The following is a 17,868-nucleotide window of genomic DNA, read 5'->3' as shown; positions in this document are numbered from 1 at the left end:
CTGACTGAAACCGAATTTTAAGGACCCACAGATAATGGCTATCGAAATCAAAGCCCCGTCATTCCCGGAATCGGTTGCCGATGGCACCGTTGCCACCTGGCACAAGAAACCAGGCGAGGCCGTCAAGCGTGACGACCTGATCGTCGACATCGAGACTGACAAGGTCGTACTGGAAGTGTTGGCCGAAGCCGACGGCGTGCTGGGCGCAATCGTTGCTGAAGAGGGCGCCACCGTTCTGTCGAACCAGGTGCTGGGTTCGATCGAAGAGGGCGGCGCTGCCGCTCCGGCGCCTGCTGCCGCTGCTGCGCCGGCTGCTGCACCTGCTGCCGCCGCACCGGCCGACGCTGGCGAAGACCCAATCGCCGCCCCGGCTGCGCGTCAATTGGCCGAAGAAAACGGCATCAACCTGGCGTCCGTCAAGGGCACCGGCAAAGATGGCCGTGTGACCAAGGAAGACGTGGTTGCCGCCGTTGAAGCCAAGAAGAACGCACCTGCTGCCGCCCCGGCCAAGGCTGCCGCCCCGGCTGCCGCTGCGCCAGTGTTCGCCGCCGGCGACCGCACCGAGAAGCGCGTGCCGATGACCCGTGTGCGTGCCACCGTGGCCAAGCGCCTGGTTGAAGCACAGTCGAACATGGCGATGCTGACCACCTTCAACGAAGTCGACATGACCGAAGTCATGGCCCTGCGTTCGAAGTACAAGGACCTGTTCGAGAAGAGCCACAACGGCGTGCGCCTGGGCTTCATGTCGTTCTTCGTGAAAGCGGCCACCGAGGCGCTCAAGCGCTACCCGGCAGTCAACGCTTCCATTGACGGCACCGATATCGTCTACCACGGCTATGCAGACGTCGGCGTTGCCGTGTCCAGCGACCGTGGCCTGGTGGTGCCGGTACTGCGTAATGCCGAGCTGATGAGCCTGGCTGAAATCGAAGGCGGCATCGCCGGCTTCGGCAAGAAAGCCCGTGACGGCAAGCTGACCATCGACGAGATGACCGGTGGTACCTTCACCATCACCAACGGTGGTACCTTCGGTTCCATGATGTCGACGCCAATCGTCAACCCGCCGCAAGCCGCAATCCTGGGCATGCACAACATCATCCAGCGTCCGATGGCCATCAATGGTCAGGTCGTGATCCGTCCGATGATGTACCTGGCGCTGTCGTACGATCACCGCCTGATCGATGGTAAAGAAGCCGTGACCTTCCTGGTGACCATCAAGAACCTGCTGGAAGACCCGGCACGTCTGCTGCTGGATATCTGATAAAAGCAGCTTCAAGTTGCGAGCTGCAAGCTGCAGGAAAAATCAGCTTGGCTTGCAACTTGTTGCTTGAAGCTTGTCGCTAAATAGAGGATCTATTTTCATGTCGCAGAAATTTGACGTTGTAGTGATTGGTGCAGGTCCTGGCGGTTATGTTGCCGCCATCAAGGCCGCACAATTGGGCCTCTCGACTGCTTGCATCGAAAAATACACCGACAAGGAAGACAAACTGGCACTGGGCGGTACCTGCCTGAACGTCGGTTGCATTCCTTCCAAGGCGCTGCTGGACAGCTCCTGGAAATTCCACGAAGCCCAGGACGGTTTCGCGATCCACGGCATCAACCATGCCGGCGTCACCATGGACGTGCCGGCGATGATCGGCCGCAAGGCCAACATCGTCAAAGGCCTGACCTCCGGCGTTGCCACACTGTTCAAGGCCAACGGCGTCACTTCCCTGCAAGGTCATGGCAAACTGCTGGCCGGCAAGAAGGTTGAAATCACCAAGCCGGACGGTTCGGTCGAAGTCATCGAAGCCGAGAACGTGATCCTGGCCCCAGGCTCGCGTCCAATCGACATTCCACCGGCTCCCGTCGACCAGAACGTGATCGTTGATTCGACCGGCGCCCTGGAATTCCAGGCAGTGCCAAAGCGTCTGGGCGTGATCGGCGCCGGCGTGATCGGCCTGGAGTTGGGTTCGGTCTGGTCCCGTCTGGGTTCCGAAGTCACCGTGCTGGAAGCCCTGGACACGTTCCTGCTGGCTGCCGACACCGCTGTTTCCAAGGAAGCCTACAAGACCCTGACCAAACAGGGTCTGGACATCAAGCTGGGCGCCCGCGTGACCGGTTCCAAGGTCAACGGCGAAGAAGTCGTGGTGACCTACACCGATAAAGACGGCGAGCAGACCATTACTTTCGACAAGCTGATCGTGGCCGTAGGCCGTCGTCCGGTGACCACCGATCTGTTGGCTTCCGACAGCGGCGTGAACATCGACGAGCGTGGTTTCATCCACGTTGACGATCACTGCGCCACCACCGTGCCTGGTGTTTACGCCATCGGCGACGTGGTGCGCGGCATGATGCTGGCGCACAAGGCTTCCGAAGAAGGCGTGATGGTTGTCGAGCGCATCAAGGGGCATAAAACCCAGATGAACTACGACCTGGTGCCCTCGGTTATCTACACCCACCCGGAAATTGCATGGGTCGGCAAGAACGAACAGCAGTTGAAAGCTGAAGGCGTAGACGTTAACGTCGGCACCTTCCCGTTTGCCGCTTCCGGCCGTGCCATGGCAGCCAACGACACCGGTGGTTTTGTCAAAGTCATCGCCGATGCCAAGACTGACCGCGTACTGGGCGTCCACGTGATTGGCCCGAGCGCTGCAGAACTGGTTCAGCAAGGCGCTATCGGTATGGAGTTCGGCACCAGTGCCGAGGACCTGGGCATGATGGTCTTCTCTCATCCGACCCTGTCCGAAGCGTTGCACGAAGCCGCGTTGGCGGTGAATGGCGGCGCCATTCACATCGCCAACCGCAAGAAGCGCTAAGCGAGATAATAAGAAACCACGGCGGAGTTGCCCGTCGTGAGTCTTGTACGCAAGGCTCACCGCGGAATATCCGCCGGACGCAGCCTTGCGCAGCTTTACGGGCCATAAGCCCCGCAGGTTGCGCAAGCAGCAGTCACAGGTGGCGCGGCACTCATAATGAGCGCAGCGCCGAATGCGCAGTACCTAACGAAGACGGTAAAAAGCATGAATCTTCACGAGTATCAGGGTAAGCAGCTGTTCGCTGAATACGGCCTGCCAGTATCCAAGGGCTACGCAGTAGACACCCCGGAAGCAGCAGCAGAAGCTTGCGACAAGATCGGCGGCACTGAATGGGTGGTCAAAGCCCAGGTCCACGCTGGTGGTCGCGGTAAAGCGGGCGGCGTCAAGCTGGTTCGCAGCAAAGAAGACGCCAAGGCCTTCGCACAGCAGTGGCTGGGCAAGCGTCTGGTGACTTACCAGACTGATGCCAATGGCCAGCCAGTCACCAAGATCCTGGTTGAATCGTGCACTGATATCGCTAAAGAGCTGTACCTGGGCGCTGTCGTTGACCGTTCGAGCCGTCGCATCGTGTTCATGGCGTCCACCGAAGGTGGCGTGGACATCGAGAAAATCGCTCACGAAACCCCGGAAAAAATTCTGAAGGCCACAATCGATCCACTGGTTGGCGCTCAGCCGTTCCAGGGTCGCGAGCTGGCTTTCCAGTTGGGTCTGGAAGGCAAGCAGGTTGCCCAGTTCGCCAAGATCTTCGTCGGTCTGGCCAAACTGTTCCAGGATCACGATCTGGCCCTGCTGGAAGTGAACCCGCTGGTGATCAAGGCTGACGGCGATCTGCACTGCCTCGACGCCAAGATCAACATCGATGCCAACGCCATGTACCGTCAGCCAAAGCTGAAGACGTTCCACGATCCGTCGCAGGACGATCCGCGCGAAGCGCACGCTGCCAAGTTCGAACTGAACTATGTAGCCCTGGAAGGTAACATCGGCTGCATGGTCAACGGTGCCGGTCTGGCCATGGGTACCATGGACATCGTCAACCTGCATGGCGGCAAGCCAGCCAACTTCCTCGACGTGGGCGGTGGTGCCACCAAAGAGCGCGTAACCGAAGCGTTCAAGATCATCCTGTCCGACTCCAACGTCGCCGCAGTATTGGTCAACATCTTCGGCGGCATCGTTCGTTGCGACATGATTGCCGAAGGCATCATTGGTGCTGTGAAAGAAGTCGGCGTTAAAATCCCGGTTGTTGTTCGCCTTGAAGGCAACAACGCTGAACTGGGCGCCAAAGTACTGGCAGAAAGCGGTTTGAACATCATCGCGGCTACCAGCCTGACCGACGCTGCTCAACAAGTTGTCAAAGCTGCGGAGGGCAAGTAATGAGCGTCCTGATCAATAAAGACACCAAAGTTATCTGCCAGGGTATTACCGGTTCGCAAGGTAGCTTCCACACCCAGCAAGCCATCGAATACGGCACCAAGATGGTTGGCGGCGTAACGCCAGGCAAAGGCGGCACCGAGCACCTGGGCCTGCCAGTGTTCAACACCGTGAAAGACGCTGTAGAAAAAACTGGCGCCACCGCCAGCGTGATCTACGTTCCCGCGCCTTTCTGCAAGGATTCCATCCTGGAAGCGGCATTCGGCGGCATCAAGCTGATCGTCTGCATCACCGAAGGCATTCCTACCCTGGACATGCTGGACGCCAAGGTTAAGTGCGACGAGCTGGGCGTAGTCCTGATCGGCCCTAACTGCCCAGGCGTGATCACCCCAGGCGAATGCAAGATCGGCATCATGCCAGGTCACATTCACTTGCCAGGCAAAGTCGGCATCGTTTCCCGTTCCGGCACCCTGACCTACGAAGCTGTGAAGCAGACCACTGACGCCGGTTTCGGTCAGTCCACCTGCGTCGGCATCGGCGGTGACCCGATCCCGGGCTCGAACTTCATCGACATCCTGAAGCTGTTCCAGGAAGACCCGAAGACCGAAGCGATCGTGATGATCGGTGAAATCGGCGGTTCGGCTGAAGAAGAAGCAGCGGCCTACATCAAGGCCCACGTGACCAAGCCGGTTGTTTCCTACATCGCTGGTGTGACTGCCCCTGCGGGCAAGCGCATGGGCCATGCGGGCGCAATCATCTCCGGCGGCAAAGGCACTGCAGACGAGAAATTCGCTGCACTGCAGGACGCAGGCGTTAAAACCGTGCGTTCGCTGGCAGATATCGGCAAGGCCCTGGCCGAGCTGACCGGTTGGGCGGTCAAGTAAGCCTCGCGCTTAACTGACGCTTCACCACACAAAGGCCACCTTCGGGTGGCCTTTGTGCGTTCTGGAAATACCCATTTATTGAAATGTACTCTATCCAGGGTGGGAGGGGGCTTGCCCCCTCCCACAGGCACCGGTATCGGCAAATTAAGTGTGAAAACGCGACATTAAAATGTCGCTTATCGGACAGTGCGCCCCGCAACAGTGCGTTTGTCAGCCTATTTCTGTACCCTGACCGCCTCTTTATGCGCCCGCCTCCCAAAAGGAAGCGGCGCGCTGGACCGGTCGGCCCCCACAAGGGCCGGCAGCCTTTCCCTCATCCACAGGGAAGCCCCTCTCTAAATTCCGATTCAGTAGTGTGGTATTTCCTCAAATGAAAGTGTTGAAAAGCCAGGATATCCTGGCGCTGGGCTTTATGACATTTGCGCTGTTCGTGGGCGCCGGCAACATCATCTTCCCGCCTATCGTTGGTTTGCAATCCGGGCCTCACGTCTGGATGGCAGCACTGGGTTTCCTCATCACCGCAGTGGGTTTGCCGGTGGTTACCGTAATTGCCCTGGCCAAGGTCGGCGGCGGCATGGACGCATTGAGCAGCCCCATCGGCAAGATCGCCGGCGGCCTGCTCGCGGCAGCGGCGTACCTGGCGGTAGGCCCGCTGTTCGCCACTCCGCGTACTGCGACCGTGTCGTTTGAAGTCGGCCTGGCGCCGCTGACGGGCGAAAGCCCACTGGCGCTGTTCCTCTACAGCTCTGTGTATTTCCTCGTGGTGTTCTTCGTATCCCTGTACCCGGGGCGCCTGCTGGATACCGTCGGCCGTTTCCTTGCGCCATTGAAGATCATCGCGCTGGCGATCCTCGGCATTGCCGCATTTGCCTTGCCGGCCGGTGAAGTGGGCGTCGCCACCCCGGAATATGTCGCCGCGCCGTTTTCCCAGGGTTTTATCAATGGCTACCTGACCATGGATACCCTGGGGGCGCTGGTGTTCGGCATCGTCATTGTCAACGCGATCCGCTCCCGCGGCGTCGAATCGCCCAAGCTGATTACCCGCTACGCGATCATCGCCGGGCTGATAGCCGGCGTGGGCCTGGCGCTGGTGTACATCAGTTTGTTCCGCCTGGGGTCGGGCAGCCATGCGGTGGCGGCGGGCGCCAGCAACGGCGCGGCCGTGCTGCACGCTTATGTGCAAAGCACCTTCGGCTCCCTGGGCAGCGGCTTTCTGGCCGTGCTGATCTCCCTGGCGTGCCTGGTGACGGCCGTAGGCCTGACCTGCGCCTGTGCCGAGTATTTCAGCAAAGTCCTGCCGCTGTCCTACAAGACACTGGTGGTGATCCTGGCGCTGTTCTCGCTGTTCGTGTCCAACCTGGGCCTGACCAAGCTGATTGCGTTCTCCATTCCGGTGCTCACCGCCATCTACCCGCCGTGCATCGTGCTGGTGGCGCTGAGCTTCTGCAAAGACTTCTGGCAGGAGCAGGGCCGTATCGTCGGCCCGGTGATGCTGGTGTCGTTCATTTTTGGCGGCATCGATGCGCTCAAGGGGGCCGGCCTCGCCGATTGGATGCCTGCGCAGCTGACGCACCTGCCGCTGAGCGAGCAGGGCCTGGCGTGGCTGGTGCCGTCGGTGATGACGCTGGTGGTGGCGGTGGTGGTGGACCGCATGCTTGGCAAGCGCAGCGAAGCAATCGCCTGACACGCTTGCATGGCTGCACAGAAATGCCTCGTATCAATCAATACGGGGCATTTTTTATGCCTGCGTGCCGACAACCTTCTAAAGTTGCAACGCGGTCAAAACCTTCTTGTTTGTCAGGACCCCTATGTCGTTCATCGAAACCAACCAAGTCCATATGCTCGCCGCCCTCTGGTTCGTGCTGTGCTGGGGCGGCTACACCCGCTATGCCCTTTGGAAAGCCCGCGATACCGCATGCCTGGCCAGCGTGCTGCACCTGTATCGCGAAGACTGGATGCGCCGCATGCTGCTGCGCGACAACCGCATCGCCGACGCCAGCGTGATCGGCAACCTGGAGCGCAACGCCTCGTTCTTCGCCTCCAGCACCTTGATCATCCTCGCCGGCATCCTCACTGTGCTGGGCGCCTCGGAGCGCGCCGTGTCGCTGCTGGCGGACATTCCCATGGTGCAGCAGGCGTCCCAGGGCATGTCGGAAATCAAACTGCTGTGCCTGGCGCTGGTGTTCGTCTACGCGTTTTTTACGTTCAGTTGGTGCATGCGCCAGTACAACTTCGCGGCGGTGCTGGTGGGTTCAGCGCCGATGATCGGTGAGCGTCAGGTGTCCGAGCAGGAGCGCAAGGCGTTCGCGCTGCGGGCTGCGCGGGTCATCTCCATGGCTGCCAACCAATTCAACTTCGGTCTGCGTGCCTATTACTTTGGCATGACCATGCTGGCGTGGTTTGTCAGTCCCTGGCTGTTCATGTTGATGAGTGCCGGGGTAGTGGTGGTGCTGTACCGCCGCGAGTTTCATTCCGATGTGCTGGAAGTGATGGTGTATACACAGACCGACACGCCGCCGCCGGAGGCGGTCAAGGACGCGGTTTAGTTGGAGGCACGTCGAAATAAAAACGCCAGGCAAAGAAAAGCCCGCTATTAAGCGGGCTTTCTTTTACAACCAGGCTACATTAGACCGCGGTATCAGGAACCGGTCGAAGGCGTGGCTTCTTTTGCAGCGGCTGCATTCGATTCGGCCTGAGCTTTGGCAGCTTCGGCGTTTTCTTTTGCAGCGTCGTTCACTTTATCCTGAGCCTTCGCCATATCTTTCTGAGCTTGCTCAGAGTGCGAAGCGGCGTCCTGGGCTTTGTCTTCGGATTTCTTGTCGCAGGCAGCGAGGCCAAGGGCAGCAGCCAACATCATGGAAACAGCTAAAGTCTTGCGCATGGGGTGTTTCTCCTTATTGAAGATATCTTCTGGCCTTTCGAGCGTGGGGGTTCAGCATTAGTTCCTTTTATTGCGTAGATATATAAACAAAGGTTGCCAAGGAACTTAAACCCGCACTGCCTGTTCCGCGGATCACTGCAAACAAGAGCCTGGACCCAATGACCGAAAACTCCCTGCTGGAGCGTGCGACACGCTTTGTTTGCGCTTTGCGCCATTGCCAGGTGCTGGGCATTACCGTGCATGACGCCAGCAATACGGGCATGACGCTGCTGCTGCCCTATGGGCCAGCTATCGTGGGCGATCCCGAGACCGGGATCATCCACGGCGGCGCGCTCACCTCGCTGATGGACACCGCCTGCGGCATCGCCACTTTGTGCGTGCTGCCCGAATTCGAGGTGTGCCCGACCCTCGACCTGCGCATCGACTATATGCACCCGGCCGCACCGCGCCAGCCGGTCTATGGGTTTGCCCAATGCTACCGGGTGACCGCCGACGTGATCTTCACCCGCGGCTTTGCCTATCAGGATAATCCGCAGCAACCCATTGCCCATGTGGTGGGCACGTTCATGCGTATGGGCAAGCTGCTTAAGGGCGCACAGGGCCTGAGCGCCACCCTCGACGGAGAGCAGGCATGACGCACCGCTTCCAGACCCGCCTCGACCAGGCCCACGCGCGCGGCGATTACGCAGCGCTGCTCGAACTGATCCCTTACGCCAACCTGATTGGCATTGAGTGCACGCGCGAGGGCGATGAATTGCTGTTCCGGTTGCCGGCCAACAAGGACAATATTGGTAACCCCATATTGCCGGCGCTGCACGGCGGGGTGATTGCCGGCTTCATGGAGCTGTCGGCGGCGCTGCACTTGCTGGTGTCTACCGGCGCGCCGAGCCTGCCGAAAATCATCGACTTTTCCCTGGATTACCTGCGCGCCGGGCAGTTTCGCGACACCTACGCCACCTGTCAGGTATGGCGTCAGGGCCGGCGGGTGGCCAACGTTTCGGTGACCGCCTGGCAAAGCACGGCGGCAGAACCGATTGCCACGGCCCGTGCGCATTTCAAGATCGAGGAGCCTTGCGCCCCTTGAAATCCTCCCGTTAGCCCCCAACTTTGATGACAACCCGCCGCCAACCCTTTCGGGAGCGGCCATTGCCATCCAATTGGAGTTTGATGACCATGAGTGTGGAAACTCAAAAGGAAACCCTGGGCTTCCAGACCGAGGTGAAGCAACTGCTGCACCTCATGATCCATTCGCTGTATTCCAACAAGGAAATTTTCCTTCGCGAATTGATCTCGAACGCCTCTGACGCTGTCGACAAATTACGCTTCGAAGCCCTGTCCAAGCCTGAGTTGCTGGAAGGTGGCGCCGAGCTGAAAATCCGCGTGAGCTACGACAAGGACGCGAAGACCGTCACCCTCGAAGACAACGGTATCGGCATGAGCCGTGACGATGCGATCACCCACTTGGGGACCATTGCCAAATCCGGCACCGCCGATTTCATGAAGAACCTGTCGGGCGATCAGAAGAAGGATTCGCACCTGATCGGTCAGTTCGGTGTGGGCTTCTACTCGGCCTTCATCGTCGCCGACAAGGTTGAAGTGTTCAGCCGCCGTGCCGGCCTCCCCGCCAGCGAAGGCGTGCACTGGGCCTCCAAAGGCGAGGGCGAGTTTGAAATCGCCACGATCGACAAGGCCGACCGCGGTACCCGCATCGTGCTGCACCTCAAGTCCGGTGAAGACGAATTCGCCGATGGCTGGCGCCTGCGCAACATCATCAAAAAATACTCCGATCACATCGCATTGCCGATCGAGTTGCCCAAGGAACAGGCCGCGGCTGAAGGCGAAGAGAAGCCTGCCGAGGAGTGGGAAACCGTCAACCGCGCCAGTGCCCTGTGGACCCGTCCGCGTACCGAGATCAAGGACGAGGAATACCAGGAGTTCTACAAGCACATCGGTCACGACTACGAGAACCCGCTGAGCTGGAGCCACAACAAGGTTGAAGGCAAGCTCGAATACAGCTCGCTGCTGTACGTACCGGCCCGCGCTCCGTTCGACCTGTACCAGCGCGAAGCCCCCAAGGGCCTGAAGCTCTACGTGCAGCGCGTGTTCGTGATGGACCAGGCGGAATCCTTCCTGCCGTTGTACCTGCGCTTCATCAAGGGCGTGGTCGACTCCAATGACCTGTCGCTGAACGTGTCGCGGGAAATCCTGCAGAAAGACCCGATCATCGACTCCATGAAGTCGGCGCTGACCAAGCGTGTCCTCGACATGCTGGAGAAACTGGCGAAGAACGAGCCTGAGCAATACAAGGGTTTCTGGAAAAACTTCGGTCAGGTCATGAAAGAAGGCCCGGCCGAAGACTTCGCCAACAAAGAGAAGATTGCCGGCCTGCTGCGCTTTGCTTCCACCCAGGGCGAAGACGGTGAGCAGGTTGTGTCGCTGGCCGACTATTTGGCGCGCGCCAAGGAAGGTCAGGACAAGATCTACTACCTGACCGGCGAAACCTACGCCCAGGTCAAGAACAGCCCGCACCTGGAAGTCTTCCGCAAGAAAGGTATCGAAGTGCTGCTGCTGACCGACCGTATCGATGAGTGGCTGATGAGCTACCTCACCGAGTTCGACGGCAAGTCGTTCGTCGACGTGGCCCGTGGTGACCTGGACCTGGGTAACCTCGACTCCGAAGAAGAGAAGAAGGAAGCCGAAGAGGTCGCCAAGTCCAAGGAGGGCCTGGTTGAGCGGATCAAGGCGTCCCTGGGCGAGGCTGTCAGCGAAGTGCGGGTTTCCCACCGTCTGACCGACTCCCCGGCGATCCTGGCCATCGGCGAGCAGGACCTGGGCATGCAGATGCGCCAGATCCTCGAAGCCAGCGGGCAGAAGGTGCCGGACTCCAAGCCGATCTTCGAATTCAACCCGGCGCACCCGCTGATCGAGAAACTCGATGGCGAGCAGAGCGAAGAGCGTTTTGGCGACCTGTCGCACATCCTCTTCGACCAGGCGGCCCTGGCCGCTGGCGACAGCCTGAAAGACCCGGCGGCCTATGTGCGCCGACTGAACAAGCTGTTGGTTGAACTGTCGGTTTAACACCGCTGCAGGAAAAACCCGCTTCGGCGGGTTTTTTCATTTTAGTGCACCTCAACTGGAGTAAATCATGAGCCAAGTCACCGTGCGTTCCGTGGTCTATCAGATTGATGGCCAGTCTTATGAAAGCCGCCTGGCGTTCGACGCCAGCCACAAGGGTCCGCTGCCGGGCCTGTTGATGGCGCCGAACTGGATGGGTGTGAGTGCCGGGGCCGAAGAAATCGCCAGGAGCGTCGCCGCCAAGGGCTACGTGGTGCTGATTGCGGACCTCTACGGCCAAACCGTGCGCCCGTCGAACGGCGATGAAGCCGGCGCGGCGATGATGCCGTTGAAGAACGACCGCCCGTTGCTCAACAAGCGCATGCAGGTGGCGTTCGAGCAACTGCAAGGCCAGACCGAAGCGGCAGTGGATACCTCGAAACTCGCGACCTTTGGTTTCTGCTTCGGTGGCTGCTGCTCTCTGGAGCTGGCGCGCACTGGCGCACCGTTGAAAGCCGCCGTGTCGTTCCATGGCACCCTCGACACGCCCAACCCGGCGGATGCGAAGAATATCAAGGGCTCGGTACTGGTGCTGCACGGCGCCTCTGATCCGTTGGTGCCCAAGGAACAACTGCCGGCGTTCGAAGAAGAAATGAACGCGGCCGATGTGGATTGGCAACTGCTCAGCTACGGCGGTGCGGTGCATTCCTTCACCGATCCGCACGCCAACGTGCCGGGCAAGATGATGTATGACGCTAAGACCTCTGCGCGCGCGTTTCAGTCCATGCATAACCTGCTGGATGAAGTGTTCAAGGGCTGATGCTTCGGCGTCTGTCCGGGCCTCATCGGGAGCAGGCCTCCTCCCACAGTCGGATCGGTGAACACGATCAAAATGTGGGAGGGGGCTTGCTCCCGATAGCTATCTGACAGGCAACCCAATACCCCCTGACTCACCTCAATGGAGATCGCCCCCGTGCCCTGGACTCGCCTGAGCCTCGCCCTGTTGCTCACCGCCGCCAGCCTCGCCGCACAGGCCCGCGACTATGCCTACAGCGATGCCCACCTGCATTACGTGGATTTCTTTCAGGAAACCGCCGGCATGGACAAGCTGCTCAAGGCCATGGCGGACAGTCGCATCGAGCATGTGATGATTTCCGGCATCCCCGTGGCGAAAAAATGGCATGAAGACGAGCCCAAACGTCCGCGCTACTACGCCGGTGACGATGCTGATGCCTACTGGTACAGCGCCACCGACGTGATCGTCGCGGCGGCGGTCAATAAACTCACGCCTGAGCAGCGCCTGCGCTTTCATCCTTTCCTGTCCGGCTTCAACCCCAATGACAAGAATTCCGATGCGCATATCCAGCGCATGCTCGATCTCAACCCGGGCCTGTGGCAGGGCATCGGTGAAGTGTTCACCCGCCATGACGACCTGACAGCCCTGACGGCGGGTGACACCCCGCGCGCCAACAACGAAGCCATGACGCGCATTTACCATTTGGCGGCCGAAAACGATTTGCCGGTGATGCTGCATTCCAACATCACCTCAAAGCGCGAGCGCAACCCGTTGTATCTGGCGGAGGTCGAAGAGCCGCTGCGCAATCACCCCCATACTCGATTCATCTGGGCCCATGCCGGCACCAGCATGGAGATCCACCGACATCAGGTGCAGATGGACTTTTTGCTGCCCACCTTGACGCGCATGCTGGAGGCCTACCCCAACCTCTACATCGACCTCTCCTGGAGCATGCTCACGCCTTATCTGCTGGACGAGGCGGGCAAGCCCAGACCCGAGTGGGTAAAGCTGGTGGAGCGCTTCCCGGAGCGCTTCATGCTCGGCTCTGACGTGGTAGGTCGGTTTAACAAGCTGGGTAAGGAAATGCGCCGCTTTGACCCCTTCCTTGATGCGCTGCCCGAGGACGTGGCCCGCAAGGTTGCGCGGGATAATTTCCTGGCTGTGCTGCCCAAGACTTCTCGCTGAACGCTATTTTTCCCTGATGGCCACCCACAAAAAAGCCCCGAACCAGTCGGGGCTTTTTCATGGGATCAAGCTGCAGGCCTTACTTGCCCTGCCAGCGCTTGAGTACCAGCGTCGCGTTGGTGCCACCAAAGCCGAAGCTGTTGCTCATCACGGTATTGATGGTGGCGTTCTCAACGGTCTTGGTCAGGATCGGCATATCTGCCACAACCGGATCGATCTCGTCGATGTTGGCCGAACCGGCCATGAAGTTGCCTTCCATCATCAGCAGGCAGTAGATCGCTTCGTGAACGCCGGCGGCGCCCAGGGAGTGACCCGACAGGCTCTTGGTGGAGCTGATGGCCGGTGCCTTGTCGCCGAATACCGCGCGCACGCCTTCCATTTCCTTGGCGTCGCCGACCGGAGTGGAGGTGCCGTGGGTGTTCAGGTAGTCGATCGGGGTGTCAACGGTGGACATGGCCATCTGCATGCAACGGATGGCGCCTTCGCCGCTTGGCGCGACCATGTCGTAGCCGTCGGAAGTGGCTCCGTAGCCGACGATTTCCGCGTAGATCTTCGCGCCACGGGCCAGAGCATGTTCCAGCTCCTCGACCACCACCATGCCGCCACCGCCGGCGATGACGAAACCGTCACGCTTGGCGTCGTAGGCGCGGGAGGCCTTTTCCGGCGTTTCGTTGTACTGGGTGGAGAGGGCGCCCATGGCGTCGAACAGGAACGACTGGCTCCAATGCTCTTCCTCACCGCCGCCGGCGAACACGATGTCCTGCTTGCCCAGCTGGATCTGCTCAACGGCAGTCCCGATGCAGTGGGCGCTGGTGGCGCAGGCCGAGGAGATCGAGTAGTTGACGCCCTTGATGGCGAACGGCGTGGCCAGGCAGGCCGACACGGTGCTGCCCATGGTCCGTGTGACACGGTACGGGCCGACGCGCTTCACGCCTTTCTCGCGCAGGATGTCCAGCGCTTCCATCTGGTTGAGGGTGGATGCGCCGCCGGAACCGGCGATCAGGCCGGTGCGTACGTTCGATACCTGGTCTTCGCTGAGGCCGGAGTCGGCGATCGCATCTTTCATGGCCAGGTAGGCGTAGGCGGCAGCGTGACCGACGAAACGATAGATCTTGCGATCGATCAGTTCTTCGAGGGGCAGATCGATGGAGCCGGAAACCTGGCTACGCAGACCCATTTCGGCATATTCCGGGTTGAAGCGGATGCCAGGGCGACTTGCACGCAGGTTAGCGGTGACGGTCTCTTTGTCATTGCCCAGGCAAGAAACGATGCCCAGACCAGTGATAACGACGCGGCGCATGCGGATAACCCTTAAAAGTTGTCAGTGGAAGTGAATACGCCGACCCGAAGGCCTTCGGCAGTATAAATCTCGCGACCGTCGACAGTCACCGAACCATCAGCAATGGCCAGGTTCAGCTTGCCCTTGAGGACGCGCTTGATTTGAATGTTGTAGGTGACTTTTTTGGCGGTCGGCAGGACCTGGCCAAAGAACTTCACTTCGCCGGAACCCAGGGCGCGACCGCGACCCGGCAGGCCTTGCCAGCCCAGGTAGAAGCCGACCAGTTGCCACATGGCGTCGAGGCCCAGGCAGCCTGGCATCACCGGGTCGCCTTCGAAATGGCAGGCGAAGAACCACAGGTCCGGAGTGATATCCAGCTCGGCGACCAATTCACCTTTGCCGTACTTGCCACCCTCTTCGCTGATATGGGTGATGCGATCCACCATCAGCATGTTCGGGGCGGGCAGTTGCGCGTTACCTGGGCCGAACAGCTCACCGCGACTGCAGCGCAGCAGGTCTTCCCGAGTAAAGGCGTTTTGTTTGGTCATGCGAGCTCCTCAATAATCCCATGCGGCAGGGCAGGGCAAATCTTCCCGAACCGAATGAAGCGTTCATGCCTCATGCCGGCAGCCTACACGTAGACTATTGCGTTGTAGTGAAAGTCACAGCGTCAAGGCACTCAATGTACACTTGTTCACTGAAATTTTAAACCGGGCCTGTCTATCTGCCCGTTTGGGTGCCTAAGACTGCCGCACTTTCGTGTTTCACGCCAGTCGCAGATGCCTGATGGCGCGGCGCTATTGCACCCAGCGCTGCAGGATCTGCTGCAAATCCGTACGTTTGAACGGCTTGGCCAGGTAATCGTTCATTCCGGCCGCGAGGCACGCTTCACGGTCGCCCTGCAGGGCGTTTGCGGTGAGCGCAATGATCGGCAGATCGGCGCAGCCCTGCAGCTGGCGAATCTGCCGTGTGGCTTCGTAACCGTCGATCACCGGCAACCGGCAATCCATCAGGATCGCTGTGAACATCAGGCTTTCTGCGCTACGGATTGCCTCGGCGCCGTCGGTGGCCAGGCTGACTTCGAAACCGAGGCTGCGCAACATGGCTTCCACCACCGTGCGGTTGACCGGATTGTCCTCCACCAGCAACACATGCCGGCCGTCGCCGGCGCCGTGCTTGCTTTGGGCGTCCTGGGCAATCGCCGGCAGGCTGTGCTGGTCGATGGCCAGGGGGATTTCCAGGGTGAACACCGAACCACGGCCTTCTTCGCTTTGCACGCGCAGGGTGCCGCCCATGCGTTCGGCCAGCGTGCGCGCGATGGGCAGGCCCAGGCCGGTGCCACCGTAGCGCCTGGAGATCGAGCTGTCAGCCTGCTGGAACGCGTCGAACATCGACTCCAGGTGTTCGGCGCCGATACCGATGCCGCTGTCGCGCACGCTGCAGGTGAACCACACCAGCTCATGGTCGAGGGGCTGCCAGTGGGGCTCGACACTCACACTGCCCTGTTCGGTGAACTTGAGTGCGTTACCGATCAGGTTCACCAGAATCTGGCGGATACGCGTGGGGTCGCCCTTGACCCGCAGCGTATCCAGGCCCGGCGGCATCGGCAGGTTGAGCGTCAGCCCGCGCTGCTGTGCGCTGTGCCGGAAGGCATGGGCGCTGCTGTTGACCAGGTCGGCGAGGTTGAACGCAATATGCTCCAGCTCCAGGGCCGCGCGTTCGATGCGCGAGAAATCGAGGATGTCGTTGATGACCTTCAGCAGATGTTCGGTGGACTCGGAGGCCAGCGCCGCGTACTCGGTCTGCTCGTCAGTCATCTCGGTGGTTTCCAGCAACTGCAGCATGCCCAGCACTCCGTTCATCGGCGTGCGCAGCTCGTGGCTCATCATCGCGAGGAAATCCGATTTGGCATTGTTGGCCCGCTCGGCTTCTTCGCGGGTCTGGATCAACTGCGCCATGGCCCGTTGCTGTTCGTGGCTGGCCTGTTGCAGGCCGGCGGCCAGGTTGTTGATGTGACGTGACAGGTCGCCCAGCTCCGAGTCATCCACGATAGGCAGCGGAGTCTTGTAGTCACCTTGCTGGATGGCCTTCACCGCATGGCCCATTGCGCTGATCGGCTGCGACAGGCTGGCCGCCAGGCGCCGCGCCAGCAGGAAGGTAAACAGCAGGGCGAACAGCGCGAGGATGCCGGCCTTGAACAGAATCTCCTGCTGACGCTGGCTGAAGGCATCGTTGGACATGCCGACGATCACGCGCCCCAGATAATCGGCACGCGGTGCCTTGGATTCGTTGAGGTTGTCCTGGAAAAAATCACTGCCCAGCTGGATATGCTGAAGGCGGATCGGCGACTGAAACACTTTCACGGACAATGAGCGGTCGTGCTTTTCCGACGGTTGCTCGACGTACACCAGGATGTTTTCAGCGGCGTCCTGAATCTCCAGAAAGCGCACATGGGGCGTGGCCAGCGTGGCGCGCAGCAGGCTGTCGAGCACATCGTTGTTGCCGGAAATGACGCCGTACTCGGTGGCAGGCGCCAGTTGGTTCGCAATCAGCTGGCCGGTATGGTCCAGTTCCTGGCGCAGGTCCTGGATACGCACGAAGGTAAAGAAGCTGATCAACAGCAACGTGAGCAACAGTGCCGGGCCCAGGGTGATGAGCTGGGTGCGGGTGTTGATATCCCAACGACGACGCAAGGTCATGGGCGTTTTTCTCCTTCGGCGAGCCGCGCGGCGACGTTGCTTTCATCGACGTGTTCGATGCCCAGTGAGCGCGCGACCTGCGGGTTGCCCACGACTTTGAAGTGGTGCGGGTACAGCGTGCGCGGCCAGCTGGATGGCGGGCGGTCAAGCAAACGGTCGAGTACGCCCAGCCAGTCGGTCTGGTCGCTGTAGGTGCTGGCCAGGCTGCCGGCCTTGACGAAGCCGGCGTTGGGGCCCACCAGCGGCAGTTGCTGGGCGTAGCTGCTCAGCAGCAGATTCTTTGCGGTCTTCGGGTTGTACAGTTGCGGGTCGTCGAGGCCGAGCAGTACGTCGCTGGTCCTGAACAGGCTCTGCAGCGGGCGACTGTCGTTAATGTTGTTCCACCGCTGAGGCACGATTTCCAGGCCCAGGGGCGCGGCGTATTGGCTCAGCTCGCGCAGCAGGAACTCACTGTCGCTGCCGTAGAGCACGCCGATGCGCCGGGCCCGCGGCAGAATGCCGGTGATCAGGCGTAACTGGCGGTCCAGCGGTGGGTCGCTCCACAGCAGGCTGACGTGCGCCGGCAGGCGGGTGCCCAGGCGCTGGCGGGCTTGCAGGCGGCTGATGCGCAACACCAGGGTCGGCGGACCTTCGGCATCCTTCAGGCGCCAGTCGAGGCCGGGCAGGTCGAGCAGGATCAGGCGCGTGTCGGCAGGCAATTGGCGCGGCGCCGGCAGGTCCTTGAGCGGAGTGAAAGTGACCTGGTCTGCGGGACGCTGGCGGGCCAGTGCCTGGGCGAAGTCCTGCACGCCGGCGCTGTCTTGCGCGGCGGTCAGCAGGATGTTGGCACTCCACGCCGGCGCGGTCAGCAGCAGGCTGATCAGCAGCAGGGCGCGCTGCCACAGCCTGGCAAAAGAGAAGAGGGTCATCCGTGACTGACTGGCCATG

The 17,868-nt window shown here is 60.5% G+C and carries 16 protein-coding genes; 11 read left to right on the top strand and 5 right to left on the bottom strand.

The genetic code is table 11. From position 1 onward, the window contains the following. Positions 1 to 34: 34 nt before the first annotated feature. The 6 genes from odhB to TU79_RS12900 all read left to right on the top strand — a co-directional run bounded on the left by odhB (position 35) and on the right by TU79_RS12900 (position 7,593). Positions 35 to 1,258, top strand: a complete 1,224-nt coding sequence (odhB, locus tag TU79_RS12925) for a 2-oxoglutarate dehydrogenase complex dihydrolipoyllysine-residue succinyltransferase (RefSeq protein WP_057008334.1) — start codon at positions 35 to 37, stop codon at positions 1,256 to 1,258. A gap of 100 nt (positions 1,259 to 1,358) precedes the next feature. After that, complete coding sequence (lpdA, locus tag TU79_RS12920; protein WP_057008333.1) at positions 1,359 to 2,795, top strand: dihydrolipoyl dehydrogenase; 1,437 nt, start codon at positions 1,359 to 1,361, stop codon at positions 2,793 to 2,795. Positions 2,796 to 2,999: 204 nt separating this feature from the next. Next, positions 3,000 to 4,166: an ADP-forming succinate--CoA ligase subunit beta gene (gene sucC / locus TU79_RS12915; protein ID WP_003233235.1), complete on the top strand. Its 1,167-nt coding sequence runs from the start codon at positions 3,000 to 3,002 to the stop codon at positions 4,164 to 4,166. Continuing rightward, the gene (gene sucD, locus TU79_RS12910; protein WP_003233233.1) at positions 4,166 to 5,047 is read left to right on the top strand and encodes a succinate--CoA ligase subunit alpha; all 882 of its coding nucleotides are present in this window, start codon (positions 4,166 to 4,168) and stop codon (positions 5,045 to 5,047) included. The genes sucC and sucD overlap by 1 nt, the downstream gene beginning before the upstream one ends. A 370-nt stretch (positions 5,048 to 5,417) precedes the next feature. Further along, on the top strand, positions 5,418 to 6,731 hold the full coding sequence (brnQ, locus tag TU79_RS12905; protein ID WP_057008332.1) for a branched-chain amino acid transport system II carrier protein: 1,314 nt from the start codon (positions 5,418 to 5,420) through the stop codon (positions 6,729 to 6,731). A 124-nt stretch (positions 6,732 to 6,855) separates the two neighbouring features. Continuing rightward, positions 6,856 to 7,593: a DUF599 domain-containing protein gene (locus TU79_RS12900; RefSeq protein ID WP_057008331.1), complete on the top strand. Its 738-nt coding sequence runs from the start codon at positions 6,856 to 6,858 to the stop codon at positions 7,591 to 7,593. A 92-nt stretch (positions 7,594 to 7,685) separates the two neighbouring features. Here TU79_RS12900 and TU79_RS12895 read toward each other — a convergent pair whose 3' ends face one another. After that, on the bottom strand, positions 7,686 to 7,928 hold the full coding sequence (locus tag TU79_RS12895; RefSeq protein ID WP_003233227.1) for a hypothetical protein: 243 nt from the start codon (positions 7,926 to 7,928) through the stop codon (positions 7,686 to 7,688). Positions 7,929 to 8,086: 158 nt separating this feature from the next. On the opposite strand from TU79_RS12895, the gene TU79_RS12890 reads away from it, so the two are divergent. The 5 genes from TU79_RS12890 to TU79_RS12870 all read left to right on the top strand — a co-directional run bounded on the left by TU79_RS12890 (position 8,087) and on the right by TU79_RS12870 (position 12,963). Next, a complete protein-coding gene (locus TU79_RS12890; RefSeq protein ID WP_057008330.1) occupies positions 8,087 to 8,563 on the top strand; it encodes a PaaI family thioesterase in 477 nt (158 codons plus the stop codon). Next, positions 8,560 to 9,012: a PaaI family thioesterase gene (locus TU79_RS12885; protein ID WP_057008329.1), complete on the top strand. Its 453-nt coding sequence runs from the start codon at positions 8,560 to 8,562 to the stop codon at positions 9,010 to 9,012. The genes TU79_RS12890 and TU79_RS12885 overlap by 4 nt, the downstream gene beginning before the upstream one ends. 89 nt (positions 9,013 to 9,101) lie before the next feature. Continuing rightward, positions 9,102 to 11,006 carry a molecular chaperone HtpG gene (htpG, locus tag TU79_RS12880; RefSeq protein WP_057008441.1) on the top strand — a complete coding sequence of 635 codons (1,905 nt, stop codon included), beginning with the start codon at positions 9,102 to 9,104 and terminating at the stop codon, positions 11,004 to 11,006. A gap of 67 nt (positions 11,007 to 11,073) precedes the next feature. Continuing rightward, positions 11,074 to 11,802, top strand: a complete 729-nt coding sequence (locus TU79_RS12875; protein ID WP_057008328.1) for a dienelactone hydrolase family protein — start codon at positions 11,074 to 11,076, stop codon at positions 11,800 to 11,802. A 153-nt stretch (positions 11,803 to 11,955) separates the two neighbouring features. After that, entirely contained in the window at positions 11,956 to 12,963 is a 1,008-nt protein-coding gene (locus TU79_RS12870) for an amidohydrolase family protein (protein WP_139136769.1), read from the top strand. 79 nt (positions 12,964 to 13,042) lie between these two features. On the opposite strand, the gene fabB is transcribed toward TU79_RS12870, so the two are convergent. The 4 genes from fabB to TU79_RS12850 all read right to left on the bottom strand — a co-directional run bounded on the left by fabB (position 13,043) and on the right by TU79_RS12850 (position 17,867). Beyond that, on the bottom strand, positions 13,043 to 14,263 hold the full coding sequence (gene fabB, locus TU79_RS12865; protein ID WP_057008326.1) for a beta-ketoacyl-ACP synthase I: 1,221 nt from the start codon (positions 14,261 to 14,263) through the stop codon (positions 13,043 to 13,045). 11 nt (positions 14,264 to 14,274) lie between these two features. After that, entirely contained in the window at positions 14,275 to 14,790 is a 516-nt protein-coding gene (gene fabA, locus TU79_RS12860; RefSeq protein ID WP_003210552.1) for a 3-hydroxyacyl-[acyl-carrier-protein] dehydratase FabA, read from the bottom strand. Positions 14,791 to 15,039: 249 nt separating this feature from the next. Next, positions 15,040 to 16,941: an ATP-binding protein gene (locus TU79_RS12855; RefSeq protein WP_057008325.1), complete on the bottom strand. Its 1,902-nt coding sequence runs from the start codon at positions 16,939 to 16,941 to the stop codon at positions 15,040 to 15,042. Beyond that, on the bottom strand, positions 16,938 to 17,867 hold the full coding sequence (locus TU79_RS12850) for an ABC transporter substrate-binding protein (protein WP_057008324.1): 930 nt from the start codon (positions 17,865 to 17,867) through the stop codon (positions 16,938 to 16,940). The genes TU79_RS12855 and TU79_RS12850 overlap by 4 nt, the downstream gene beginning before the upstream one ends. Between the last annotated feature and the right edge of the window lies 1 nt (position 17,868).

Source organism: Pseudomonas trivialis (assembly GCF_001439805.1).
Classification (GTDB): domain Bacteria; phylum Pseudomonadota; class Gammaproteobacteria; order Pseudomonadales; family Pseudomonadaceae; genus Aquipseudomonas; species Aquipseudomonas trivialis.
This window is presented reverse-complemented; position numbering and strand designations above follow the sequence as displayed.

Coding starts and splice junctions, on each gene's coding strand:
- sucC (WP_003233235.1), top strand. CDS start 3,000: ATGAATCTTCACGAGTATCAGGGTAAGCAGCTGTTCGCTGAATACGGC.
- lpdA (WP_057008333.1), top strand. CDS start 1,359: ATGTCGCAGAAATTTGACGTTGTAGTGATTGGTGCAGGTCCTGGCGGT.
- TU79_RS12895 (WP_003233227.1), bottom strand. CDS start 7,928: ATGCGCAAGACTTTAGCTGTTTCCATGATGTTGGCTGCTGCCCTTGGC.
- TU79_RS12885 (WP_057008329.1), top strand. CDS start 8,560: ATGACGCACCGCTTCCAGACCCGCCTCGACCAGGCCCACGCGCGCGGC.
- brnQ (WP_057008332.1), top strand. CDS start 5,418: ATGAAAGTGTTGAAAAGCCAGGATATCCTGGCGCTGGGCTTTATGACA.
- htpG (WP_057008441.1), top strand. CDS start 9,102: ATGAGTGTGGAAACTCAAAAGGAAACCCTGGGCTTCCAGACCGAGGTG.
- TU79_RS12890 (WP_057008330.1), top strand. CDS start 8,087: ATGACCGAAAACTCCCTGCTGGAGCGTGCGACACGCTTTGTTTGCGCT.
- TU79_RS12900 (WP_057008331.1), top strand. CDS start 6,856: ATGTCGTTCATCGAAACCAACCAAGTCCATATGCTCGCCGCCCTCTGG.
- odhB (WP_057008334.1), top strand. CDS start 35: ATGGCTATCGAAATCAAAGCCCCGTCATTCCCGGAATCGGTTGCCGAT.
- TU79_RS12855 (WP_057008325.1), bottom strand. CDS start 16,941: ATGACCTTGCGTCGTCGTTGGGATATCAACACCCGCACCCAGCTCATC.
- fabB (WP_057008326.1), bottom strand. CDS start 14,263: ATGCGCCGCGTCGTTATCACTGGTCTGGGCATCGTTTCTTGCCTGGGC.
- TU79_RS12875 (WP_057008328.1), top strand. CDS start 11,074: ATGAGCCAAGTCACCGTGCGTTCCGTGGTCTATCAGATTGATGGCCAG.
- TU79_RS12850 (WP_057008324.1), bottom strand. CDS start 17,867: ATGGCCAGTCAGTCACGGATGACCCTCTTCTCTTTTGCCAGGCTGTGG.
- sucD (WP_003233233.1), top strand. CDS start 4,166: ATGAGCGTCCTGATCAATAAAGACACCAAAGTTATCTGCCAGGGTATT.
- fabA (WP_003210552.1), bottom strand. CDS start 14,790: ATGACCAAACAAAACGCCTTTACTCGGGAAGACCTGCTGCGCTGCAGT.